Raw genomic sequence first — 24,651 nt, forward strand, 5'->3', positions numbered from 1 at the left:
TTTCGCCAATGTACAGCAAAAGACCGGACGAAGCCGGTCTTTTATATTTATGGTTTTGGTTAAGGGCGCATTCTGCGCCATAGTGCCAGGCCAAATAAGCCCGCGAGAATAGGCCAATAGAGGGCGCCGCCATACTCCCTAACTTCAACCACGGTTTCTTGTTCCACAATCACCACATCGTAATTTTCACTTTCCAGAGGCACATAGGAAAGGTCTGCATCTGTGGTATGATCGGCAATGGCCACCAACTCGTTAGTCGTCGCGTCATAAATCTCAATCATGATGTCATAATCAAAAGGCTGGTAGCCAGAAATCAGGTCGGTCTCGATCACGAATTCATCGGTAGTGCTGTCGCCATAAATATAGAAAACCGAAGAGTCATGGACTTCATAAAATTGTTCGGCGTCACCTAAATACAATACCGCGTAAACCGGCGCTTCACCGTATATTGTATCGACATCAATATGTACACTCAGTGTCGATGCATACCCGTCGTAATCCGTATCGTTGTAGGTTTCAATCCAAGCGTCATAAATCCAGAAGTCAGAATTAACCACTGAGGTGATGGCGCTGCGCTTCTTACTGCTTTTAGCCACGCTGGCAGTCGAAGATAGAGATTGGTTTTTTATCAGCTTCTTGTCATCAACAGGAACATGGGCTTCGCCAAATTGAAACTCCTTTGCATTGCTGACACGTTCCTGTGACTCGGCAAAGGCGGGCGCGGCGAGTAGGGCACTTAAAGTAACCAAGGTGGCCAGAGGCATTTTTACAATCCGGTTCGTTAGTTTCAGCATCATCTTTCCTCTCATGTGTGCCTGACTATGCTTTACAGTTTGGCGTTCTGAAGCTGAACGAATGCTGAAACAACCCTTAACCAAACCGTTCAGAAAAGCATGGCGGGCTGGGTACAATCACTGGTATAACAGTTGAATAGTTCTTCTTATGATTAAAAGCGAGCGTCCATTGCAACTAGCAAAATATCTGTTTTGTAGTTTTATCTTATGTGCAACTCATCTGCCTGCAGCGGCCAAGGCAACGGGGGAAATGCAGCTCAAGCAGCTGTCTGACAACGTGTGGCTTCATGTTTCCTACAAGGCGGTGGAAGGTTTCGGGTTGGTTGAATCAAACGGTGTGATTGTCTTGTCTGAGCAAGGCAGCAGTATAATTGATACGCCGTGGACGCCGGAAGAAACACGACAACTATTGACGTGGGCGAAAGCGCAGGGAATGCCGGTAACCCAGTCATTCTCAAGTCATTGGCATGAAGACAGAACAGCCGGGATCGGCGTGCTCAACGAAAATGCTGTGGCGACGTATGCATCGGCGATGACGAATGCATTCCTTCAGCGCAATCAGAGACCGTTGGCATCGCACAGTATTACCGAAGAGGTTTTTGAACTGGCTCCTGGCATCGAAGTGTTTTATCCCGGTAAGGGCCATGCAGCAGATAACAGTGTAGTTTGGCTAGAAGAAGCCAATATTCTTGTCGGCGGGTGCCTTATCCGCGGCGCTGAAACGCAAACGCTGGGTTATACCGGCGATGCGGATTTACAGCAGTGGGGACCGTCAGTGCAAAAGGTGCTGTCCCGTTACGGGAACGCTGCAACCCTTGTTTTACCAGGCCATGGTGAGCCCGGTGATGCCGGACTGTTAATTCACACCCTGTCGCTCACCAGACAATAAAAAACCGACTGAATAAGTCGGTTTAAGGCATGTGCAGATTATGCGAAGGATTAATCGTTTAGCTCGTGCTCGCCTTCGCGGGGCATGAAGTAAGTTCCCCAACCGTCGTAGTGCACATTGTGCTTATCGGCAATTTTCAGCAACGTATCAGAGTCGTTGTTCAGGGCATCTTGATCGAGTTTCCGTTCTACAATGGCATCGAAGCAGAAAATGGTGCCACCGTCATCAAGCATCAGTTCTTCCGCATCAGACACTTCAAACCCTGCTTTGAATGCGTCTACCGCCGCTTTTTCCAGAATATCAAAATCACTGGAAGCTAAGTGATGCTCAATGGTGTAAACGGCGTCGGCCTGACTACCATCTTCCAGCAGTGCCTCGATGGTCTCCTGGTTAAACTCGTACCATTCTTCGCGCTCGTCAAACTGATTCATGTTTTCTCTCAACAAGTAAATTAGCGATAGTGTAATTAACCCTGCGTCAGGATGCTATCTCTTTGCAGATTCAATTTGCGCCACTTCCTGATCTAGCGCGATGAGTTTTTCTTTCATCTGCTGCTCGAAATGCTCAGTCCAGCCTTTCGCTGAATGTTCTGGCCCCATCTCAACGGGCGCGTCGATATCCACCAGTACTACACCGTTATTCCAACGATTCCACTTCACTTTATCGTGAGTACTACTGGCGGTAACCATCACAATCGGTACCTTTACGGCTTTAGCCAGCCAGAATGCACCACTTTTAAACGGCAGAATACCACGGCCGTAGCTTCGTGTTCCTTCAGGAAAGACCCACACCGAGGTACCTTTACTGCGAATTTTCTCACCCGCAATTTTCAGTGTATCCCGCGCCTTTCCACTGTTTTTACGGTCGATCATGATGTTACCAGACAGCCAGTAAATCTGGCCGAACAGAGGGATCCACTTCAGGCTTTTCTTACCAATGGTCACCACCCCAGGCAGTGCGGCTTTACAGATAGTAATGATGTCGTAGCTGTTCTGGTGATTAGCGATGAACACGTAGGGCGTATCAGCTTTCACTTCTTCACTTTTTCTGACAATCACTTTTAGTCCGACAATGCGAGACAGAAGCGCGTAGGCATTACCGCCGAAATGAACGTTGTTTTTATGAAACGGGCGCAGCACACAGACAATAAAGACAACCAGATTAACCAACACAAAGCCGATTAAAAGCGCGATGACGCGAAGAATAGCTAACACGATTTTTCCTATTTTATAATTTTGCGGCGAAGTATACGGGATCGTGCAGGCTTCAGTTATCCGATCAGTGATTTTATCGTTGAGTTTGCTTAATCAAGCGGTCACTTATCCAAAAGTCTAGCGAGTGGAATTAGCGAAACTGCTATTGTGATGATATAAATTAAGTAACGGTTTAATTCTACACAGAGATAAAATGCAGACGTTCACACCGGAAGAGCTAGAGGAAGATATCTTAAGTGATCTCATGGAGGAGATTAACGAGTTATACGAGTCCAGTGAGCAAACGCTTATTGAACTTGAGTTGCGTCCGGAAGATAACGAGTTGCAGAGAAGCCTGTTTCGTTCTATTCATACCATCAAGGGTGATCTTGGGCTGGTAAACTTCGGGCCGATGATTCCACTGTTACAGCACGTTGAAGATTTGCTCGACTACCTGCGTAAAGGGCAGGTTAACTACACCAGTATTATGAGCGATCTGGTATTGCTTACCATGGACCGGGTGAAAAGCTTCGTCATGGAGGTCATGAGCGATGGCAAAGCCGAATATGATGAACACCTTCATGAGCAACTGGTACTGGCAATCACCCGAATTACGCCAGAGAACCTAGGTGATCACGACAAACTTCTGGCCGATGCGGTATTACTGCTTAATCCTGATCTCGATATTGCTTCTGAACAACCGGAAGAAACCGTGGTTGAGGATAAGCCTAGTGCTGCGAAAGCACCCGCAACAGTAGCGAATACGGGTATTCTGAAAACGGTTAGCAAAGAAAAACGTGAAGACATGCTGTTCTTTCGAGATTTGATGCAAACCATTGAACACCGTTCGAACTATTGGGCAGGGCGGGGCGACCGGATTGCCAAGTTGGCATTGTATGTCAACCACGCCGCGGGTAACCCTATCGACGATGATCAGTTGTCTGTGGCCTGTTACGTACACGATTTCGGCATGGCATTTATGCCACTTCATTTGCTTAACAAGACCGAGCCCTACAGCGATTCAGAATTTAATTTAATGCGCTCGCATGTGTACAAAAGTTCGCGATTGCTGGAGCATTTAGATCAATGGGATCATGCCCGTAAAATTGTAATGCAGCATCATGAGCGCGTAGACGGCAGTGGTTATCCGTTAGGATTAAAAGAAGACGATATTTGTGATGGGGCCAAGTTGCTGGCAATTCTGGATACCTACGATGCAATGACGCATGCGCGGTCGCATAATCAGGAAAACAGAATGCCGAAGAAAGACGCGGTTATCGAGATTAATCGCATGGCGAAAGGGCAGTTCAGTGCGAAATGGGTGCGGCATTTCAACCAGGTGATGACGAGTCTATTAACCAAATAATTCTGCCGAAGACTGCACCAGAAAAACACGGCATCAAAAAGTGACTATACAAAAAAGCCCGCAGCATGTATTTGCTGCGGGCTTTTATTTTGTTTCTGGTTTCTGGATTAGCCGTTTACGTCCAGTTCTTTCAGCTTGCGGGTGAGGGTGTTTCGCCCCCAACCTAAACGCTTGGCTGCATCTTGCTTGTGACCGTGGGTATAACTCAGCGCACGCTCAAGCATGATTTTCTCAAATGTAAGCATAGCATCGTTCAGAATGTTGAAATGCCCATCACGCAATTGCGCATCAGTCCATTTAGCTAATAATTCCGGCCATTCGCCAATCGCTGCCGCGGTGCCTTTCTCAGCGGTGCCCTCAGAGTGAATTTCTGGTGGCAGATCATTGGGTAGCACTTCCTGGCCGCTTGCCATTACGGTTAGCCAACGACAGACGTTTTCCAATTGGCGGACGTTACCTGGCCAGGCAAGCTGAGTCATCACTTTCTCGGCTTCTTTGCTTAATATTTTGGCTTCGACATCAAGCTCTTTCGCTGCGCGGCGAAGAAAGTGGCGAGCCAGTAGTGGAATGTCTTCACGTCTTTCGTTGAGCGACGGAATATGAATTCGAATGACATTCAAGCGGTGGAATAAATCTTCACGGAATTTACCCTCAGCCACGCGCTTTTCTAAGTTTTGGTGAGTCGCGGCAATGATGCGAACGTCAACCGATACCGATTGGTGTCCGCCTACGCGATAAAACTGACCATCAGCCAATACCCGGAGCAAACGGGTTTGCACGTCTAAGGGCATATCACCAATTTCATCAAGAAACAGCGTACCGCCGTCGGCTTGTTCGAATCGTCCCTGACGTGCCGCCTGGGCACCGGTGAATGCACCTTTCTCGTGACCGAACAATTCGGATTCTACCAGGTCTGCAGGAATCGCCGCCATGTTTAAGGCGATAAATGGATTGGCAGCACGAGGGCTATGGCGGTGCAATGCATGGGCAACCAGTTCTTTACCCGTACCAGATTGGCCATTAATTAACACGCTGATGGATGAACGAGATAAACGGCCTATTGCACGGAAAACTTCCTGCATCGCCGGTGCTTCGCCAATGATTTCAGTGACTACCTCGTCCTGAGGAGCCTGATTTTGGCGGCTTTGTTCGCGAGCATGGGCAATGGCACGCTGAGTCAGCGTAACGGCTTCATCGATATCAAAAGGCTTGGGTAAATATTCGAATGCACCACTTTGATAAGCATTTACGGCACTATCCAGGTCGGAGTGGGCCGTCATGATGATAACCGGGATGAGTGGGTCAACGTCGTGCACTTCACGAAGCAGCGTCATACCATCCATCTGTGGCATGCGGATGTCAGATACGATGACCTCTGGACTTTGGCCGCTCTGCAATTGCAGCAGCAAATCTTCAGGATTTTCAAAACTCAGACAAGCGATATTTGCAGCTTGCAAGGCTTTCTGCAAAACCCATCGAATGGAGCTATCGTCGTCTACTATCCAAACGGACTCGTTATTCATGTTCCGACTCCTTTTTGGGAACGGGGAGATATAGCGTGAATTCGGTGTGACCAGGATGACTGTCCACTTCGATTTTTCCGCCATGATGGTTAATTAAAGTTTGTGCGATAGACAAGCCAAGACCACTGCCATTCTGTTTACTGCTTACCATGGGATAAAACAGCGTGTCTTTGATGTCTGGGGGAATGCCTGGACCGTTATCGATAATCTGAACTTTCGCAACGAGAGAATGGCGTTTTCCTAAGATAGTCATTTGCCGGTCGATCCGGGTAACCAGGCGAATCTGCGGATGCGGTGTTTTCGCCTCTGTAAGCGCCTGAACGCTGTTCCGCAAAATATTCAGTACCGACTGCTGCACCATATCTTGGTCGACCATCAGGTCGGGAATGCTTGGGTCGTAATCACGAATAATGGTGATAGGGTTATCGGAATCCACCTTCATCAGGCTCCGCACTTTTTCAAGTGCCTGGTGCAAGTTGCTCCATTCCAACCGCGGCAAAGAATTTGGGCCAAGCAAGCGGTCGACCAGGTTACGTAACCGGTCTGATTGCTCAACGATCATTTGCGTGAATTCAGTGTGATCGGGGTTTGTTAGTTCTTTTTCCAATAACTGCGCTGCACCGCGAATGCCCCCTAGGGGATTTTTAATTTCATGGGCGAGGCCTCGAATAAGTTCTCGCGCGGCGTCGTGTTGGGCATTTTGCTGATTTTCACGGGAGATACGACGCTGCTGGTCAATCCGGCGCACTTCAAACATCAGCGCCGGACCGTGCTCAGTATTCAAATTCGTAACGGTGAGGTCAGACAGTACGTTTCGACCATCTTTAAAGCATAAGCGAAAATCATTTTCTGTGAAGTCTTCCCCTTTGCGAATGGCTGCACGTAATCGCGCATCATTAATGGCATTAGGTGCGAAGAAATCAGAGAGCTGGTGACCACACAACTGCTTAAAACCGGTTTCAAATAGGGCTTCACCGGCGTGATTCGTATAAACGATTTGCAGCTTTTCATTCACCATCACCAGCGCAGTGTTGAGGGTGTTTAATAAATGGCTAGTTTCATATTCGGTGGCTAACATGGCCGACCAATCCTTTCATTGCACCTTTGTGGTGCATTATAGTTTATCGTTATCAAAAGGTGCAGGCACGGTTAAAAAAATAATCCCGTTGAACCCGCATGGTGCGCTGGCTGCGCCAGCATAGAACGCTAGTTAGTATTTATCAGCACCGATGCCTGGTGTAGATAAAGCGTCTGTTGAGGGGAAGATGCAAGAGTCTTGCCTGTATTATCGATAATATCGATATGATAGGTGTGGGCGCCTCGATTAATGCCGGCGAGTCTGAATTGACCACTGCTGTTCATACGCAGTGCCTGGCCGTCGAAGGTCAGACGATAGCGACCTTTAAAGGTAGGCGTGGTGGAAGCTGAAATGGAAAAGTTGCCTTGGTTGTCACGAATGGTGGCTTCAGGTTGTGGCGATGTGATGGTGACCTGATAGTTGGGTTTAGGTGCCTCCTTTGAGGGAACTTGCACATCAGGTACGGGTAAGCTGGTTGCCACATTGTCGGTGTTTCCCGCCAGCTCCAATGCTTCTGCGCCGTCTTGAGGCACATCAGTGTAAAGTACGGTGCCATCTTTTTTGACTATTTTATAAATGGTCTGCGCGCTGACAGTCTGCGCCGACAGCAATAACAGCATTACAAAATATTTCATGGCGAGTACGTCCTGGTAAAGTCTTGGTTCAGTCTAGCCAAAGCTGTGAACAAAAAAAAGCCCGCTGATGCGGGCCTCTTCTAATTCTGTACCTTCAGGTGTGTAATTACACACTGTAGTACATGTCGAACTCAACAGGGTGAGTAGACATGTTCAGGGTAGTTACTTCTTCTGACTTCAGGCCGATGTATGCATCGATCATGTCGTCAGTCATAACGCCACCCGCTTTCAGGAATTCACGGTCGTTGTCCAGTGCTTCCAGAGCCATCTCCAGTGAGCTAGCAACAGTTGGGATTTCTGCAGCTTCTTCAGGAGGCAGATCGTACAGATCTTTGTCCATTGAATCGCCAGGGTGGATCTTGTTGATGATACCGTCAAGACCAGCCATCAGCATTGCAGTGAAGCCCAGGTAAGGGTTACCCGTTGGGTCAGGGAAACGTACTTCGATACGACGCGCTTTATCGCTAGTTACGTAAGGAATACGGATTGAAGCTGAACGGTTACGTGCAGAGTATGCCAGCATTACCGGTGCTTCGAAGCCTGGTACCAGACGCTTGTAAGAGTTAGTAGAAGCGTTAGTGAAAGCATTGATCGCGCGAGCGTGCTTAATGATACCACCGATGTAGTACAGTGCTTCTTCAGACATACCAGCGTACTTGTCACCTGCGAAGATGTTTTTGCCATCTTTAGCGATTGATTGGTGAACGTGCATACCAGAACCGTTGTCGCCAACCAGAGGCTTAGGCATGAAGGTCGCAGATTGACCGTATGCATTTGCCACGTTGTGAACAACATACTTATAGATTTGAACTTCGTCAGCTTTCTTAACCAGGGTGTTGAAAGCACAAGCGATTTCGTTCTGACCAGCAGTTGCAACTTCGTGGTGGTGAGCTTCAACTACCAGACCCATTTCTTCCATTACCAGACACATTGCGCCACGGATATCGTGTGCAGAATCTACTGGAGGAACTGGGAAGTAACCGCCTTTCACGCCTGGACGGTGAGCAAGGTTACCGCCTTCAAAGTCTGCGCCTGAATTCCATTTTGCTTCAGCAGAATCGATCTTGAAGAAAGAACCCGCCATATCAGTGTGGAATTTAACGTCGTCGAACAGGAAGAATTCTGGCTCAGGACCGAAGAATGCAGTGTCACCGATACCGGTAGACTTCAGGAATTCTTCAGCGCGGCGTGCTACAGAGCGAGGGTCACGGTCGTAACCTTCCAATGTAGATGGCTCTACGATGTCACAACGGATGTTAACCTGCGTTTCTTCTGCAAACGGGTCAACAACAACAGATTCTGCATCTGGCATCAGGATCATGTCTGATTCATTGATGTGTTTCCAACCAGAAATTGAAGAACCATCAAACATTTTACCTTCTTCGAAGAACTCATCGTCGACTAACCCTGCAGGGATCGAAACGTGTTGCTCTTTACCTTTAGTGTCGGTAAAGCGTAAATCTACGAATTTTGCTTCGCTTTCTTTGATGAGCTCTAATGCCTTTTCTACTGACATCGTGTCCTCCGGATTATTATACTAAAAAGTGGAATGAACAATTTCACTCCAAAATAATTGGGAATTTCTGAAGCTATTTTCATGCCAGCTGTAGTTAAGCACCAGAATGCGGCTTAGCAGGGCGTAGCAGATAAATTCACAAATGCAAATGCACGATGTTGGTGCATAAGATGTCTGTTTTGGTGCAAATGTAACGCTTCAGACCTTCAACTGTTTCAAAACACCCTTCCGTCATCAGCGTGAACTTTAACCGTCAACCTATACCACGGGATGAAATATACGAAGGTAGGAAAAGAATACTGAAAGAACAGTTAGTAGCTGGTGAATGAAACTGCGTCTAGACTAGAACAAAGCAAACTCGGATACTAGTACCGGTATCGATAAATCGTTGGAATAATTTAGAACGTAATGGTTGTGATGACTTATTGTGCAGCGTTCAGTACGTTTACTGATTGACCGCGAGCGAGAAGTCCGAACAGTGAAAAAGTTCAGGTTTACCGTCGTTCAGGGTAGAACCCGATTGTTTGTGCTACAGTTCTTAATGCATTACTTAAGGCATTGCCGGGGTTTTACGGGCGCTTAATGCAGAGTGAGCCTGCGAGTTGAGCGTAAAATAATCAGTTATCTGACAAAATAAATCATCGTCTTAGCCACGCCGCCCTATTATTAACCAGTAATCCCCTATATAATCGCGCCCAAAATTACCCCGCCTACGCAAGATCAGGTACACCAAACACTCCGAATTGGCCCCCCGATTAGGCACCCGAAACGAGACTAAAAACATGACAGAAGCAAATAACGCTACTGATATCAATAATTTAAGAAATATTGCGATTATCGCGCACGTTGACCACGGTAAGACTACGCTGGTTGATAAACTGCTTCAGCAGTCCGGTACGCTGGAAAGCCGCGGCGAAGCCCAGGAACGGGTGATGGACTCTAACGATATCGAAAAAGAGCGTGGTATTACCATTCTGGCGAAAAACACCGCCATTAACTGGAATGAATACCGCATCAATATCGTAGATACTCCCGGACACGCCGATTTCGGTGGTGAGGTAGAGCGTGTTATGTCTATGGCTGACTCTGTACTGCTTCTGGTTGACGCGCAGGAAGGTCCGATGCCACAGACACGCTTTGTAACCCAGAAAGCATTTGCTCAGGGCCTGAAGCCAATCGTGGTTATCAACAAAATCGATAAGCCAGGTGCGCGCCCTGATTGGGTAATGGATCAGGTATTCGACCTGTTCGATAACTTAGGTGCGACTGACGAACAGTTAGACTTCCAGGTTATTTATGCATCAGCTCTAAACGGTTGGGCATCAATGGATGCAGATACCAAAGGCGAAGACATGACGCCACTGTTCCAGTTAATCGTGGATCAGGTTGAAGCGCCAAATGCAGACCCTGACGGTGCATTCCAGATGCAGATTTCTCAGCTGGACTATAACTCTTATGTAGGTGTTATCGGTGTTGGCCGTGTTAAGCGCGGTAGTGTGAAGATGAACCAACAGGTGACAGTTGTTGGTGCCGACGGTAAGAAGCGTAACGGTAAAGTCGGTCAGGTGCTAGGTTACTTAGGCCTTGAGCGTCATGAAGTTGATTCTGCAAGTGCGGGCGACATCATCGCAGTCACCGGTCTGGGCGAACTGAAAATCTCTGACACCGTGTGTGATGTAAACACGGTTGAAGCGTTACCAGCGCTGACTGTTGATGAACCAACAGTTACCATGACGTTCCAGGTAAACACGTCTCCGTTTGCTGGTAAAGAAGGTAAGTACGTGACTTCACGTAACATCCTTGAGCGTCTGCAAGACGAGCTGGTACACAACGTGGCACTGCGTGTAGAAGAAACAGCTGACCCGGATAAATTCCGCGTATCAGGCCGTGGTGAACTGCACTTAGGTATCCTTATTGAAAACATGCGTCGTGAAGGTTACGAGCTGGCGGTATCACGTCCGGAAGTAATCCTGAAAGACGTTGACGGCGAGCTGCAAGAGCCGTTCGAAACGCTGACTATCGACTGTGAAGACGAGCACCAGGGTTCTATCATGGAGCAACTGGGTCTGCGTAAAGCAGAAATGCGCGACATGAACCCAGATGGTAAAGGCCGTATTCGTATGGACTTCATCATTCCAAGCCGTGGTCTGATTGGTTTCCAAACTGAGTTCATGACCCTGACTTCTGGTTCTGGTCTGCTGTACCATACATTCGACCACTACGGTCCGCACAAAGGCGGTACTATCGGTAAGCGTAAGAACGGCGTACTGATTGCCAATGCAATGGGTAAAGCACTGACTAACGCCCTGTTTAACCTGCAGGAACGCGGTCGTCTGTTCATCGGTCACGGTGTTGAAGTTTATGAAGGTATGATCATCGGTATTCACAGCCGTGACAACGACCTGACAGTAAACGCCCTGAAAGGTAAGCAACTGACAAACGTTCGTGCGTCAGGTACTGATGAAGCGCAAACACTGGTTCCACCTGTGAAGATGTCTCTTGAGCAGGCACTGGAATTTATCGATGACGATGAACTGGTAGAAGTTACCCCGGTAAGCATCCGTATTCGTAAGAAATTGCTGACTGAGAACGACCGTAAACGTGCAGGTCGTGCAAAGTAAGTGCAAGTTGATGTATTATAAAAAAGCGCCTTTATGGCGCTTTTTTTTCGTCCAAAGCATAGTTTTCTTCCGCTACTGAAAGAATTATCCTCAACAAAAAACAAACGGAGTTTAGTTTGGCGAAGTACACCATTGTGGTAGTCGATGACGACACTATCACACTCGACATCATTACCTTTGCCCTGGAAGACGGGCTTCAAGCCAACGTGATAGCATTTAGCCGCAGTGAAATGGCTTATGATTTTCTGATTAACCAATCACCGGATAATCTATCGCTTATCATTAGTGACCAAAATATGCCGCAGTATAATGGCCTGGAACTGTTAAAAGCCTGTCGTGAAAAGGGGCTGCAAACCCCGTTTGTGCTGTTAACCGGAGAAGCGACCCGCGATACAGTCATGGCCGCGAAAAAGGGCGGCGCAACCACCTTTTTAGCCAAACCTTTCGAAACAGAACATCTTATTCAGAAAGTGAAGCAACTGGTGGATTGAAGACCAGTCCTAATCGTTGTAGTGTTACCTTACTTCAGGGTTTACGCGCATTAGCGCGCTTATCTTTAATCTGCTTTACAGGAATTTTTACGTGCCTTTCAATTTTGACGATACGCCTTCCCGTCAGGAAACCTATTCATACAAGTGGCAAAAATATAAAGGGCGGGACATCATTCCTGCCTGGATTGCAGATACCGAATTTCGATGTGCGCCCGCTATTCTAGATGCTCTGGCCGCCAAGGTTGAACACGGCATTATGGGCTATGAATTGCCTGCTGGATATACAACTGCTATTGAAGCCGTGGTGCGTTGGCTAAAGGACAAGCATGACTGGGAAATCGATGCCGACTGGCTGGTGTGGACACCAGGTGTAGTGCCTGCTTTTAACATTGCGATTAAGGCCAATTGTAAGCCGGGTGACAAGGTGATGGTACAGACACCTAATTACCCTCCACTGTTAGCCGCCCCCAAAATCAACGGTATGGAGCGTGTCGATATTGGCACTGTGGTAGTCGATGGCAGACCGACCATCGATTTTGCGGAACTGGAAACCCAGGCCGCCGATCCGAAATGTAAGCTGCTTATTCTATGCAATCCGATGAATCCGGTGGGCAGTGTGCTCAGTCAGGCCGAGATTGATAAGGTTGCTGAAATCTGTCTGCAAAACGATGTGAAACTGTGCAGTGATGAAATTCACTGCGATCTCATTCTGGATGAGTCTGCTAAGCACATTCCAGCAGGCCGTGAAGAGGCCTTAAAAGATATCAGTATTACATTGATGGCGGCCAGTAAAACCTTCAATGTGGCTGGTTTAGGAACGTCCTTTGCGATTATTCCTGACCGAAAACTTCGTCAGCAGTTTGTTCAATCTGCAGCCGGTCATATGCCATGGGTCACTCTGATGGGGCTGGCGGCTACAGAGGCGGCCTTTACCCATTGTGATGCCTGGCATGCAGAATTATTGGAATATCTGCGCGGCAACCAGGCTTTGCTGGTGGAAAAGATCAATGCTATCCCTGGCCTGAAAGTACATAAGTCACAAGCCACATTCCTGGCATGGATTGATGCCAGTGGCCTAAATGTGCCAAACGTACAGCAATGGGCTGAAAGCCGGGGCGTTGGTCCGTCGCCTGGTGCTGATTTCCACGCTGCAGATCACTTCCGCATTAACTTTGCTTGTAGCCGCAGTATGCTGGAAGATATTCTTGCACGATTGGCTGGCGATTCAGTTCCTGCGGAAGAATAGCCAGCTCCGCACTTACCAACTTTACTACAAGCCTGTCTAAACAAAAAGTTTCGCTAGTTTGTAGAGGCCAAGGCAAACAACAAACAGTACGATTGCAGCACCAATAAGGTTGCTCATCGTGCTGTTTCTGTATGCGGCGGGCAGGGCGCTTTTATTCATAACTACCAGTAAGAATACGGCAATGATAGGTAGCAGGAGCCCGTTGGTAGCCTGAGCAAACAGAATGGCCAACAGCGGTTTTACACCGATACTGGCAATTACAACACCGCAGATAATCACCGTTAGCCAGACTAAACGGAATACTCCGCCTTTCATGTCGGCATCTTTACCTAATGCACCACAAACCGCATAAGCGGCCGCTAGGGGAGCGGTAATCGCACTGGTGAGCCCGGCTGCAAATAATCCGGCTGCAAAAAACCATTGCGCATACTCGCCAAGTACTGGCGCTAGCTGCGTTCCCATGTTACCTGCATTCAGTGCTTCAGGCTTGCCGTAAAACGCGGTCATGGCGGTGGCAACTATCACCAGTGTAATCAGACCGCCTGCACCAATGGCTGTAACGGATTGCCGGCGACAAGCCTGCAAGGCATCACTGTCTTCGGTTGTTTTGTGTTGGTTAGCTACCAGGCTGGCATGCAGAAACAGGTTGTAGGGAACAATCGTGGTGCCAATCAGCGCGAGCACCATGGTAATGGTATCGCTATCAAGGCGTGGCGACACAAGTTGTTTACCCATCGCCGACCAGTCTGGTGAAGCAAAAATCAGAGTGATTATGAATACCAGTGCCATTAGTGCGACAAGGCCAACCAATACTGATTCAATCAACTTATATTTACCGGTAACAAGCAACAGTGCGGCGAGTACACCTAGCGTCATGGCCCAGGAGGGTGTGCCTATGTCCACAATCGCATTTAATCCAATGGCGGCACCGGTAAGATTCCCAGATTCGTATGCGGCGTTGCCAATACCAATGGCAGAAATGATCAGTGCCGAAGCAATAAAGCGTAGTGGTCTGCTTTGGGTGAGAGTGAGTAAGGCATCAGAAAGTCCACGGCCGGTACCCAGCCCGAGCCGTGCTGCCATATCCTGTAGCACCATAGTGGCGACGACAGAAAAAAGTAGTGCCCAAACCAAGTGAAAGCCAAAGTCTACCCCCGCTATGCTGGCAGTGGTCACCGTTCCTGGTCCGATAAAAGCCGCGGCGACAATGTATCCTGATTTATCTGCAGCCATACTGCATCCCCTATTTACATGTTATTGTTATAATATTGATAGTCAGCATAACCATTCTTGCCTCCCAATCATAGGTTTGCCATCTAATGCCAACGCGCTCCACAAGCTTTCAGCAATTATTCATCCAGCCTGAATTCAGTTGTTTGTTACCCAGCCAGATGTATTGTCGCGGATTTATTTTTGCTGTTGCAGCTTGCCCGGAAATTCCTATGCCGGAAAGCTGGATGCCCTGGTTAATAAAACAGGATAGTCGGCCAGCAGACAATACGTCGTTCGACCATCTTGCCGAAGGGCTAATGGATGGGTTACGGCAGGAACTGCAGGTTATGCGGGAAGGCGGAAAGTTAGTGCCGAATGACTGTGTATGGAATGTCGATGCTGCAGAGCGACAAGCCCTGTCTGAATGGCTTACTGGATTACTCAGTGCGCACAGCCAGATGGAGCCGGTTTGGCAAGATGCCTGGTTGTTGGCTCAGCAGCATCCCGAGCAGGACAAAGGTGTTCAGAAAAGTGAAGATCCGGCCCGGCGTTTAACCCGGTGCCTTAAGCTCTTTTCAACATTGGCGAATGTAGAGTTGGCATTGCAGAAACGGTCTGTGGAACAACGGGAGCAGCTTACAGAAAATTTGCCTAAACTGGCGGAACAACTGCCGTCTCTGGCGAAAGAATATGTGATTGTGGCTGGAGAGCTCTCGGCAGTGCTGCCGAATCAATTTGAATCATTTACACAACCTGTTGGTGCTGCTAATGATCCGGCTGAAGGGGAATAATATTATCGCTGCCGCTGAGACATATTATGTCGCACAGAACTGACATAATTGTTCAGTTCGCCCCGGGCTAATTCGTAGGCATCACTGAGTTCATCAGAATCAGGTTCTTTTAGCAGGGCTTGAAAGGCCTGATCCGTTCTCTCTATCAACAATTTCAGGTGTTCGTTGCTCACATCCATGTCATTTCCCCGTGGACAAAATAATTTACGTCAGCTCACTACTTCCTTTAATCAGCTGAACGTGTTGTCTGAAGCTTAAAACGGCTTTACCACCGCAAGGATCACAATACTTAATAAAACGAGTACGGGGGCTTCGTTCAAAAAACGGTAAAACTTCGGTGAACGGGTGTTTTCATCCCGTGCGAATTGCTTTACCAGTTTATATAGATAGAAGTGATATCCGTAAATGGCAAGTACCAAGAGTAGTTTTAGGTGCAGCCATCCAGAAGCTTTAAACCAGGCCATACCGTAAACGTGGATGAGTGCGAGACCAAATACCAGCGTTAGTACTGCAAAAGGTGTGACAAAGAACCAGAGTCTTCGTTCCATAATTTTAAACTGATCACGAACATTTTGTTCCGTCGTCTCTGCGTGATATACGAATAGGCGAGGCAGATAGAATATACCGGCGAACCAGGCCACCATAAAAAAGATGTGAAGGGCTTTTAACCACAAAATCATTTTGATCTCTGTATTTAGTATTGAGCGCGAAGCAGGAAGGTCTGAAGGATGTTCCAGGTAATTACGCCCTTAATTTCCTTTTCAGACTGGTCATAAATGTATACCGCACCATTACGGCCATTTTTCAATTTTTCATAGACTTCATGCAATGTAGCCTGGCTACTAACGCCCTCAAGGGCAAAGTAGCTTAATGGATGCGCATTGTGGTCTAAGCTTACGTCGTATTGTACCAGCTTGTAGCTTACATCCAATTCCGTGCGGATCTTTTGTACCACAATGTAGGTCGGGTTTTCGGACAGGTAATTCTCAATAACCTGTTCCGGCGCATCCAGAAATAATTTGTATTCGGTGGTCATGGCGGCCAGCACACCGGTTTTTTCCAGTGCTTCACGAATGGAGGTCACTGCGTAGGGCAGATTCTGGTAATCGAGCTGTCGAATAAAAATAGAACGGTTACCGAGAAACTGGGTAGCCGTAACGTAAGCGGGTACTATTACCAGCATGGCGGGGAGAATAATTTCCGGGCTATATGATAACTCCATCACCGCTGACAAGGCCGCTAGCGGAGCGTGTAATACGGCTGTGAGCATACCCGCCACACCGAGCAAGGCGAAGCTACTGGTGTATTCGTCGACATCGACTAACGACTGCAGCGGCATAAGCAATACCGCGCCCGCCAGCATACCAATTACCATCACCGGGCCGATAATACCGCCAGGCACACCAAGACCAATGGCGAAAATAGCCAGAACCAGCTTGGCCGCAAGGATCGACAGCAACAACAGCGTGCCCGGGTGGGTGTGAAACAGGTGGTCCACGTTCGCAAAACTGGAGCCAAGACTCTCAGGTAGAAAGGTGCCCACTGCACCGGTGATTACCGCTGCAAGCAAGAGCCGTAGCCCCATATTCACAGGCCGGAAAAACTGCATCACCCGCATAAGTTGCGTATTGAATAAGGTGGCCAGGCCGCCCAATGCAATACCGAACAGTATGAAATAGAAATACATCCATTCATCAAAGGCGGCGATGGCCAGAAAGGAGAGTTCATTGATTTCGCCAAAAACCATTCGGGTAAGTACCGAGCCGATAGCGGCAGCCAGCATCACCGGCACGAAGATATGAATTTTGTATTCTCTGAGCACCACTTCCATAACAAAAATAACGGCCGCAAAGGGGGTATTAAAGGATGCTGATATGCCCGCCGCAATACCACAGCCAGCCAGTATACGAATACTGTTGTAGGGGAGGTTAAGTTGTTGCCCAACAAAACTACTGCCAAATGCGCCTAAATGCACGGATGGCCCTTCTCGGCCCACGACAAAACCGCCTGCCAACGCCAGCATACCGCCAAAAAATTGATTTACCGTAGTTCGAAAAGGAATGAGGCCATAGTGATGCTTAACCCGGTGTATAACGAAAGGTATACCCAGGCGATAATGACGGAATCCGGTAATATAAGCGATGGCGAGAATACAGAGCACTGCACCCACGGGCATAACAAACCAAATGAGCCATGGGTGCGGCAGAACTTGAGTGAGCCAGCCCTGCGCACTTTCCTGCACCCACTCGACACAAAGCCGGAAGAGAATGATAAGGCCTGCTGCGATAAGTCCGCCAACGATACCCAGTAAACAAACCTGAACTGATGTTCTGGGGTGGGCTAATTCCTGTCTAAGGGCTGAAAGTTGCATTTATGTGGCTTATCCTTTTGCAATAGCGTTATCCTACCATAAGTCACTGCTTTTCCTAACAGCATATGTGGCTGGAAATTGACTGAAACTAACAAGAGAAAGTATGAAAATTCCGTTAAATAGAGCTGAATTGGTTGAAAAATGGGGGCATTTTCGATTTACCTTGATCTGCGTTGCCATGTTGATACTCATGCTGGTGTTTGGCTATCAGATTGCCCGTTTTGAAATGGATGAGGGGGCAAAGGCGTCGGCCAGCGAGTCGGAATCGGTTGCGTTTCTAGCACAGCAAAATAAAACACTAAAGAATCGAGTAAGCGAGTTACAGGTTGAGGCTATACTCGCGGATAACTCGGTGGCTGCGATGAAGAAAAGCCTGGAAGAACAACTCCAGCAAAACCGAGCACTGGAAGACAGATTGAGCTTTTATCAACGGGTGGTGGCCCCGGAAGTCACTCAGGACGGCTTTTTCATCGACGGTGTGCAGGTTGCCGCCAGCGCCAGCGATAACCGTTACCGGCTTACTGCGGTGCTACTGCAACAAAATGACAATAAAACAATTTTGAAAGGTGAATTAGGTATAACCGTTCGCGGCGCATTGGACGGTGTTCCCCATGAAGTTTCCACCTCCAATAGCGAAACATTTCCTTCAGGCCCGGTGAAATGGGGATTCAAGTATTTTCAAACGGTTGATCTGGAATTTACGCTGCCGGCGGGGTTTGTTCCTGAGCAAATTATTTTCACTACCGATGTCATTCAGTGGAAAACTAAGCGAGGCGAATACTTCAATAGTTTGGATTGGTCTGACGTATTCGACTCGCCGATAAATGCCGGAAGTCAGGATGCCTAATTTTGATTTTTCTGCCTTGCGGTAACTTGCGCCGCAATCCGGACATGGGCGTTGGCCTCACCGTAATTACCATATTGATGGCGCTGAACAATTTCAAAAAATAAGCCATTAACATCGATGGTGTAGCAGTGAATAAAGTATCCCGTGGGGCTCTCGTCATACAACAAGTTATATTTGCGCATTTTTGCTGACAGTTCGGGGCTTAAGTCAAAACGCGCCTCGAGGTCATCGTAATAGTTTTCTGGGATCTGCAGAATGTATTTCTGGTCCACATTTTCGATGTACGTAAGGATATCGTCGCAGTGAATAGCAATATGCTGCACACCTGAACCACCATGGCGACGGCGAAATTGCTCTGTAGAAGAGTTGCCGCTGCGCGACATATTAAAAGGAAGACGTATTTTCTTATTCTGACTGGTGGCCGTTCGGCTAACAATCAAGCCGTAAGGGTCGATAAGATCTTGTGGTTGATCCACATTCAGACCAAACAGTACGCGGTAAAACAGCGACGTAGACAAGAATTCCGATTCAGAAATACCACTTGTGATGTGATCAACACGCATCGCCGCTTTACTGACCGGGGCGCTGGTTTCTAATGGAATAAAATCAACGTCATAAAATCGGCGCTGATCGCTTCCAGATTCCACGAAATAAACCAATTCCCCGTTCATGCCCCGAATACCTGGGATCTGCATTTCTTGCGGGCGGGCCTCGGTTTCAAAACGGGAATATTTGAAATAGCTGGCGCGGGACACCATTTTTTCTGCATTGTCAGTTCCATACCCAACTGCACACACCGAGGTGCCGTGAACCAGAAAGTGATTTTGGGCAAAACTGTCGGGTTCCTGATTCAATATAAAGTTTACATTCTGGCAGCGGAACAGGGCTACATCCTTGCTCTTATGCTGATGAGTTTGCTGAAAGCCAAGGGCGCTGATCAGTTCTAAAAAAGTATCCCGTGCACTGCCGGCAGTGGCAAATTCAATGAATTCCACATCAGTCACGGAAGCCTGCGGTGGCGCAATGGCTTTTTCAGCAATCTCCGGCGCAACGATGTCCGGCGCCCGGCCTGCCATTTCATTTTCAAGCCAAAGTAATGACCGTTTACCGTCCAGCGCTGTATCTTGGGTGGGGGTAGAGCGGAACTCGTCGTTAAAAATTTCGTGAGAAACGTAGCCGTCATAACCGGTCTTTGCGACTTCCTGCATAAACTCCACTACCGGAAACTGGCCTTGGCCGGGGAAGCAGCGGAAATGTCTACTCCATTGCAGCACGTCCAGTTTCAGCCAGGGCGCGTCGGCAATTTGCACAAGCGTGATTTTATCTCCGGGGATTTCTGCGATGGCAGACAGGTCTCGCCCCCGGGCGAAAATATGGAAACTGTCAAGAATAATACCTAAATTCGGATGGTCGGCTTGCTTCACAATATCCCACGCCGCTGTAAAATCAGCAGTGTAACGCCCCCAGGCCAGGGCTTCGTAGCCTAGCTTGATGCCACGGGAGGCGGCGCTGTCGGCCAAGCGATTAAATTGTTCTGCAGCCAATGCCGGATTGTCCACACAGGCCGGCGACACGTTGGAGCAAATAAGTAGTGTGTCAGTGTTCAGCTCCGCCATCGTATCAAATTTTCTCTCCGCCCGGTCGTAGTTCTTTTTCATGTTCTGACGGGGCATGCACTCGAAGTCTCTGAAAGGCTGCAGCGCAATAATCTCGATATTGTTATCTTCTGCAATTTGCCGCACGACGGCGGGAGAGGCATCGTACAGCAGCAAATCGTTTTCAAAAATTTCGATGCCACGGAATCCGGCAGCGGCAGCAGCTTCAATTTTCTGTTTCAGGTTACCCGACAGGCATACTGAGGCGATAGAGTGTTTCATAAATAATCCAGCACTTCTTAGACAGAGACAATTTTTCAGCATTCATGTTAAAAATGGTTTTCTCGCTTGTAAAAGATCTGCTTGTCCGTATTGTATAACCTCATGTTAATCTGTGTCGCTTAAGTAACCTGTAAGGAGTGACGAAGTGAATTTGAATTTTCGTCAGTTAGAAGTATTCAGAGCCGTGATGATTGCAAAAACTATTAGCGGGGCTGCGGAAATATTGAATGTGTCTCAACCCGGTATAAGCCGGTTGCTTAAGTACATGGAATACAAGATGGGGATCGCCCTGTTCGAGCGCAGTAAAGGGCGCTTGATACCCACGCCGGAAGGGCTGGAATTATTTCGTGAAGTTGAGCCGATCTACCAGCGTATTGAAGGGCTGGAGGATACCATCGGACGCATTATTCGCGGCGATAATCAGCAATTTCACATAGGCTGCACGCCCAGCCTGTCTAATGTGGTCGCTCCCTGGCTTTTTGCCGAAATTAAAAAAGTGATGCCGGACGTCATGCTTAAACTGGAAACGCTACCGAATGAAGCCATGGCGGAATATGTAAGCCAGCGGCGCATTGACTTTGCTATCGCTTTAGGGGAAGTCAGTCATCCGTTGGTTCAGGCCGATCCTTCCACTCATCTGCGTCTGCAAGTGGTTCTACCGGAAGACCACCCGCTGGCGTCTCAAGAACAACTTTCTTTTGATGATATCGCCGGTCATCCCATCGTCAATTATTTCCCTGAAACCTTGTTGGGTCAGGCGATCCGCGATGGCTATGAAGAAATCGGCAAAGAGCCGCAAACCGCTGTGATGGTGCGTTACGCAGACGACGCGTGCGCTATGGCTGAGCAGCGATTGGGATTAACCATTGCTTTGGAATACACCGCTATACCCGGACGTTATCCGGGCCTGGTTTCTGTGCCCCTCGGCGATGTGAGGCAATCCATATACTTTGTGCGCCACAACGAAGTGTCTATGTCTAATCACTTACGTAACTGTTTCGAGACAGCCCAAAGTAAACTCGCAGAGATTCATACCAGTCTATTAACTTAAAGTTATAGTGTACCGACGTCAGAGTAATTGTAACTCCGAGCCGAATACTTAGGATAATCACAAGGTTTAACGAAATATTAATCAAAAATATACATTTGGGAATCTGTCCTTATGTCTGTAGTTACTAACGATTATGAGCAAAGTGTGACGCACCTCCGTGGCGTACTCGAAAATAACAACATGGCACCGCTTCAAATTCTTGTTGTCATGATTTGCTTTACCCTGAATATGATTGATGGCATGGATGTGGTGTTGATGTCTTATACTGCACCAGTGCTGGCACAAGAGTGGAATATTGAGCCTGCAGTGCTCGGGGCTGTGTTCAGTGCAGCTCTGATTGGAATGACTCTCGGATGTTTGTTTATCGCTCCCTATGCGGATGTGATTGGTCGGCGCAAAATGATTCTTTTTGCGGTAACCACCATCGGTGCAGGTATGCTGTTCTCCGGTTGGTCGCAATCGTTAACTCAACTGGTAATCGCAAGGGTAGTAACCGGTCTTGGCGTAGGCGCAATATTGGCAAGTATGGCAACCATGACCAGTGAATTTGCTACCCGGGAACGACGCAATCTTTGTGTTTCGTTTCTTCAAGCTGGATATCCAATTGGTGCGGTGGCAACCGGGTTTGCTTCTGCTTGGCTTATTCCCGAATTTGGTTGGCGCGTTATGTTTGAAATCTCAGGCATTGTGACTTTGCTGATGGTGCCGGTAGTGTTTTTCTTCATGCCTGAGTCGCCGGAATTTCTGCTCAAGCGTCAGCCGGGCAATGCGCTTGATAACATCAACCGTATTCTGGTGAAACTGAAGGCGGCGCCTCTTGCCACTCTGCCGGCTGCGCCGGCAGACAGTGCACGCACATCGGTGAAAAAGCTGTTTACTGACGGGCGTGCCAGACCCACGTTATTGCTCTGGAGCGGCGTATTCTTCGGTTTCTTCACACTGTATTTCATTATCAGCTGGATCCCTAAGATTGCCGTGGATGCCGGTTTACCGCTGGAACAGGGCATTTTTGCCGGCGCCGCTTATAATCTGGGATCCTTCACCGGTAGTATTTTGCTTGGCTGGATTTCCGTGCGGTTCGGTTTACAGAAAATGATTTTTACATTCTTCGTGCTGGCTGCTGTCACCCTGATGGTATTCGGCAATGTCTCTATGGGCGTATCAATGATTCTGCTTACCGCGTATATCCTCGGGGTGACTCTGAATGGCGGCTTCAACGGCTTCTGGCCAACGTCGGCCAGACTTTATCCCACTGAGATCCGCGCCACCGGTGTGGGCTGGGCCGTCGGAGCAGGGCGTGCCGGTGCGGTAATCGGGCCCTTTGCCGGTGGTTACTTATTGCAATCCGGTGCCGGACTTTCTACCACCTTTATTGTGTTCACTATTCCTGTTGTGCTGGCCGGGTTGCTGACACTGCTGATCAAAGACAGCGATTTCGCAAACTAATCTCGTCTATTTTTTGCGCCGGAACGACCCGTTCCGGCATTTCGCATTGCAGGAGAAAACCATGAAACTATTGCTACTGAACGGTCCTAACCTGAATATGTTAGGTATGCGGGAGCCGGAAAAATATGGCAATGCAACATTGCAGGATATTGTGTCTAAGTTGACTGCTTGTGCAGAACAGAAAGGCGTTGCTCTGACGCATTTTCAGTCAAACTGTGAAGGTAAGCTAATAGACACTATTCACGCTGCCAGACAACAATATCAGCATATTATTATTAATCCCGGTGCACTGGGGCATACCAGCATAGCCTTGCGTGATGCGCTGTTAAGTTGTGAAGTGCCCTTTACTGAAGTACACCTTACTAATATTCACGCTCGTGAGCCTTTTCGTCACCACACGTATTTGTCTGATGTGGCGACCGGGGTGATTGCCGGTTTCGGTGCTATTGGATATCGTCTCGCATTAGATGCAGTCATAACACAAGCCTCCTAAGCCGGGCACATTTCGCACAATTGACAATTAAAAAAGCCGGCGCAAAGGCCGGCTAATGCAGGAGAGGCAATCTTAATCAAGCCAGCTCAATGCTTCATTAATGAGAGCCGGCGTGGCGACGACGCTGGCACCGAAGAACAAATTGTACGCATCAATTCCTTGAAATATCCATAAATCGAATCCCGTTACACATTGCAAACCTTCGGTTTCACACGCCTTAATAAAATCTGTTTTCAATGGGACATATACGGCATCAAAGGCCCATTCGGGATGAGAAAGGCAGTTTAAATCAAACGGTGTACCAGGCTTACCGTACATACCCAGCGCCGTGCAGTTCACCAGGCCGTCTACCTTATTCTGCAACACCTTAACTTCATCCGGCGATACCGCACTGGCGGAATGTCCATGCTTAACCAACAAATCAGCCATAGCTTGAGCGGCGGTGGTATTAATATCACTGATATAAAGATGAGCTGCGCCCAATTCTGCCAGCGCAAACATAATGGCTCTGCCCACGCCGCCTGCACCGCAAACCAGTACTTTGCCCGGAGATTTGTCGCCACGGCGGTACAGATAGCCTTGCTTAAATCCGCTGTAGTCGGTGTTGGCCCCCAGGATGCCATCTTCTGTGAACCGCAGGGTATTGTAAGAGCCAATTTTTTCATGACCCTCTGCCAGCGGGCTTTTCACCAGCGGATACACTGATTGCTTATAGGGATGGGTCACATTGATGCCGTGATAGCCTTCGGTGATCAGACGTTTTACGCAGCTTTCGGGCTTAAAGTCCGACAGTATTTCGCCATCAATTAAACCGTAATCAATATTGAGGCCATTTTGCTGCGCAAGATACGTCTGCAATTTTCCCATTTTCGAGCGGCTGATGTGCGCGCCCATTAGTGCCAACTTAGATGTCATTGCTTCACCAATCCTATAACACTGGTTACAAACTAAACTTGTTATGATTTTGTTATTAAATTACGTTTCGTGGGCTTCTGTAAATTATCTAAAGTTGTGATGACTATAACAAAGGGTTAATGGCCAGTATTCGTATCTTTTATCAACCATTAGTCATAAGTCTAAGTCTTGCATTTTTAAGGTTCTTTTTGTTATTGATTTATAATTATATTTTTCTTGATTTTGGCCTTCCTGGTTTTCATTGTCACTGAGTTTGAGCTGCTTTTCCACTATCCCCAACGTTTTGAATTAACTGA

At 48.0% G+C, this 24,651-nt stretch carries 23 protein-coding genes; 10 read left to right on the forward strand and 13 right to left on the reverse strand.

The annotated features are described in order from the left end of the window. Positions 1–59 precede the first annotated feature (59 nt). Entirely contained in the window at positions 60–794 is a 735-nt protein-coding gene (locus ACXAGX_RS05115; protein WP_474820726.1) for a choice-of-anchor H family protein, read from the reverse strand. Between the two features lie 250 nt (positions 795–1,044). Between ACXAGX_RS05115 and bla the strand changes: the two genes are divergently transcribed. After that, complete coding sequence (gene bla / locus ACXAGX_RS05120) at positions 1,045–1,683, forward strand: subclass B1 metallo-beta-lactamase (protein WP_474820729.1); 639 nt, start codon at positions 1,045–1,047, stop codon at positions 1,681–1,683. Between the two features lie 50 nt (positions 1,684–1,733). Here bla and rraB read toward each other — a convergent pair whose 3' ends face one another. Both rraB and ACXAGX_RS05130 read right to left on the reverse strand, forming a co-directional pair. Continuing rightward, entirely contained in the window at positions 1,734–2,114 is a 381-nt protein-coding gene (rraB, locus tag ACXAGX_RS05125) for a ribonuclease E inhibitor RraB (protein WP_070124747.1), read from the reverse strand. 54 nt (positions 2,115–2,168) lie between these two features. Further along, the gene (locus tag ACXAGX_RS05130) at positions 2,169–2,897 is read right to left on the reverse strand and encodes a 1-acylglycerol-3-phosphate O-acyltransferase (RefSeq protein WP_474820731.1); all 729 of its coding nucleotides are present in this window, start codon (positions 2,895–2,897) and stop codon (positions 2,169–2,171) included. A gap of 193 nt (positions 2,898–3,090) precedes the next feature. On the opposite strand from ACXAGX_RS05130, the gene ACXAGX_RS05135 reads away from it, so the two are divergent. Beyond that, positions 3,091–4,242, forward strand: coding sequence for an HD domain-containing phosphohydrolase (locus ACXAGX_RS05135; protein ID WP_474820734.1), 1,152 nt, complete (start codon positions 3,091–3,093; stop codon positions 4,240–4,242). Positions 4,243–4,349: 107 nt separating this feature from the next. Here the strand turns inward: ACXAGX_RS05135 and glnG are convergent, their stop codons facing one another. The 4 genes from glnG to glnA all read right to left on the reverse strand — a co-directional run bounded on the left by glnG (position 4,350) and on the right by glnA (position 8,994). Beyond that, on the reverse strand, positions 4,350–5,765 hold the full coding sequence (glnG, locus tag ACXAGX_RS05140; protein WP_474820736.1) for a nitrogen regulation protein NR(I): 1,416 nt from the start codon (positions 5,763–5,765) through the stop codon (positions 4,350–4,352). Then, a complete protein-coding gene (glnL, locus tag ACXAGX_RS05145; protein WP_474837012.1) occupies positions 5,758–6,843 on the reverse strand; it encodes a nitrogen regulation protein NR(II) in 1,086 nt (361 codons plus the stop codon). Before glnL ends, glnG begins: the two co-directional genes overlap by 8 nt. A gap of 128 nt (positions 6,844–6,971) precedes the next feature. Continuing rightward, the gene (locus ACXAGX_RS05150) at positions 6,972–7,478 is read right to left on the reverse strand and encodes a DUF4124 domain-containing protein (protein ID WP_474837014.1); all 507 of its coding nucleotides are present in this window, start codon (positions 7,476–7,478) and stop codon (positions 6,972–6,974) included. A 106-nt stretch (positions 7,479–7,584) separates the two neighbouring features. Beyond that, positions 7,585–8,994: a glutamate--ammonia ligase gene (gene glnA, locus ACXAGX_RS05155; RefSeq protein ID WP_474820746.1), complete on the reverse strand. Its 1,410-nt coding sequence runs from the start codon at positions 8,992–8,994 to the stop codon at positions 7,585–7,587. A gap of 782 nt (positions 8,995–9,776) precedes the next feature. Between glnA and typA the strand changes: the two genes are divergently transcribed. The 3 genes from typA (at position 9,777) to ACXAGX_RS05170 (ending at position 13,352) form a co-directional block, all read left to right on the forward strand. After that, positions 9,777–11,615, forward strand: coding sequence for a translational GTPase TypA (typA, locus tag ACXAGX_RS05160; protein ID WP_474820749.1), 1,839 nt, complete (start codon positions 9,777–9,779; stop codon positions 11,613–11,615). Between the two features lie 116 nt (positions 11,616–11,731). Beyond that, positions 11,732–12,106: a response regulator gene (locus ACXAGX_RS05165; protein WP_070124759.1), complete on the forward strand. Its 375-nt coding sequence runs from the start codon at positions 11,732–11,734 to the stop codon at positions 12,104–12,106. A 91-nt stretch (positions 12,107–12,197) separates the two neighbouring features. Further along, entirely contained in the window at positions 12,198–13,352 is a 1,155-nt protein-coding gene (locus ACXAGX_RS05170; protein WP_474820756.1) for a MalY/PatB family protein, read from the forward strand. A gap of 36 nt (positions 13,353–13,388) precedes the next feature. Here the strand turns inward: ACXAGX_RS05170 and ACXAGX_RS05175 are convergent, their stop codons facing one another. Further along, a complete protein-coding gene (locus tag ACXAGX_RS05175; RefSeq protein ID WP_474837016.1) occupies positions 13,389–14,585 on the reverse strand; it encodes an Nramp family divalent metal transporter in 1,197 nt (398 codons plus the stop codon). Between the two features lie 86 nt (positions 14,586–14,671). Here ACXAGX_RS05175 and ACXAGX_RS05180 point away from each other — a divergent pair, with 86 nt between their 5' ends. Further along, complete coding sequence (locus ACXAGX_RS05180) at positions 14,672–15,355, forward strand: UPF0149 family protein (RefSeq protein ID WP_474820763.1); 684 nt, start codon at positions 14,672–14,674, stop codon at positions 15,353–15,355. 2 nt (positions 15,356–15,357) lie between these two features. On the opposite strand, the gene ACXAGX_RS05185 is transcribed toward ACXAGX_RS05180, so the two are convergent. The 3 genes from ACXAGX_RS05185 to ACXAGX_RS05195 form a co-directional block, all read right to left on the reverse strand. Next, entirely contained in the window at positions 15,358–15,534 is a 177-nt protein-coding gene (locus ACXAGX_RS05185) for a hypothetical protein (protein WP_474820767.1), read from the reverse strand. Between the two features lie 75 nt (positions 15,535–15,609). Next, positions 15,610–16,035, reverse strand: a complete 426-nt coding sequence (gene hemJ, locus ACXAGX_RS05190; protein WP_474820771.1) for a protoporphyrinogen oxidase HemJ — start codon at positions 16,033–16,035, stop codon at positions 15,610–15,612. 14 nt (positions 16,036–16,049) lie between these two features. Then, positions 16,050–17,726 carry a chloride channel protein gene (locus tag ACXAGX_RS05195; RefSeq protein ID WP_474837018.1) on the reverse strand — a complete coding sequence of 559 codons (1,677 nt, stop codon included), beginning with the start codon at positions 17,724–17,726 and terminating at the stop codon, positions 16,050–16,052. 103 nt (positions 17,727–17,829) lie between these two features. Here ACXAGX_RS05195 and ACXAGX_RS05200 point away from each other — a divergent pair, with 103 nt between their 5' ends. After that, positions 17,830–18,573, forward strand: coding sequence for a DUF6776 family protein (locus ACXAGX_RS05200; protein ID WP_474837020.1), 744 nt, complete (start codon positions 17,830–17,832; stop codon positions 18,571–18,573). Here the strand turns inward: ACXAGX_RS05200 and ACXAGX_RS05205 are convergent. Next, on the reverse strand, positions 18,570–20,450 hold the full coding sequence (locus ACXAGX_RS05205; RefSeq protein WP_474837022.1) for a bifunctional sugar phosphate isomerase/epimerase/4-hydroxyphenylpyruvate dioxygenase family protein: 1,881 nt from the start codon (positions 20,448–20,450) through the stop codon (positions 18,570–18,572). The two genes, ACXAGX_RS05200 and ACXAGX_RS05205, sit on opposite strands and share 4 nt — an antisense overlap. A 145-nt stretch (positions 20,451–20,595) precedes the next feature. Between ACXAGX_RS05205 and ACXAGX_RS05210 the strand changes: the two genes are divergently transcribed. The 3 genes from ACXAGX_RS05210 to aroQ all read left to right on the forward strand — a co-directional run bounded on the left by ACXAGX_RS05210 (position 20,596) and on the right by aroQ (position 23,440). Further along, complete coding sequence (locus ACXAGX_RS05210) at positions 20,596–21,501, forward strand: LysR family transcriptional regulator (RefSeq protein ID WP_474820785.1); 906 nt, start codon at positions 20,596–20,598, stop codon at positions 21,499–21,501. A gap of 111 nt (positions 21,502–21,612) precedes the next feature. Beyond that, a complete protein-coding gene (locus ACXAGX_RS05215; protein ID WP_474820789.1) occupies positions 21,613–22,947 on the forward strand; it encodes an MFS transporter in 1,335 nt (444 codons plus the stop codon). Positions 22,948–23,008: 61 nt separating this feature from the next. Next, on the forward strand, positions 23,009–23,440 hold the full coding sequence (gene aroQ, locus ACXAGX_RS05220) for a type II 3-dehydroquinate dehydratase (protein WP_474820793.1): 432 nt from the start codon (positions 23,009–23,011) through the stop codon (positions 23,438–23,440). Between the two features lie 72 nt (positions 23,441–23,512). Here aroQ and ACXAGX_RS05225 read toward each other — a convergent pair whose 3' ends face one another. After that, complete coding sequence (locus ACXAGX_RS05225) at positions 23,513–24,355, reverse strand: shikimate dehydrogenase family protein (protein ID WP_474820796.1); 843 nt, start codon at positions 24,353–24,355, stop codon at positions 23,513–23,515. Positions 24,356–24,651 lie beyond the last annotated feature (296 nt).

The sequence above is a fragment of the Alteromonas sp. ABV4_515 genome (assembly GCF_056160345.1).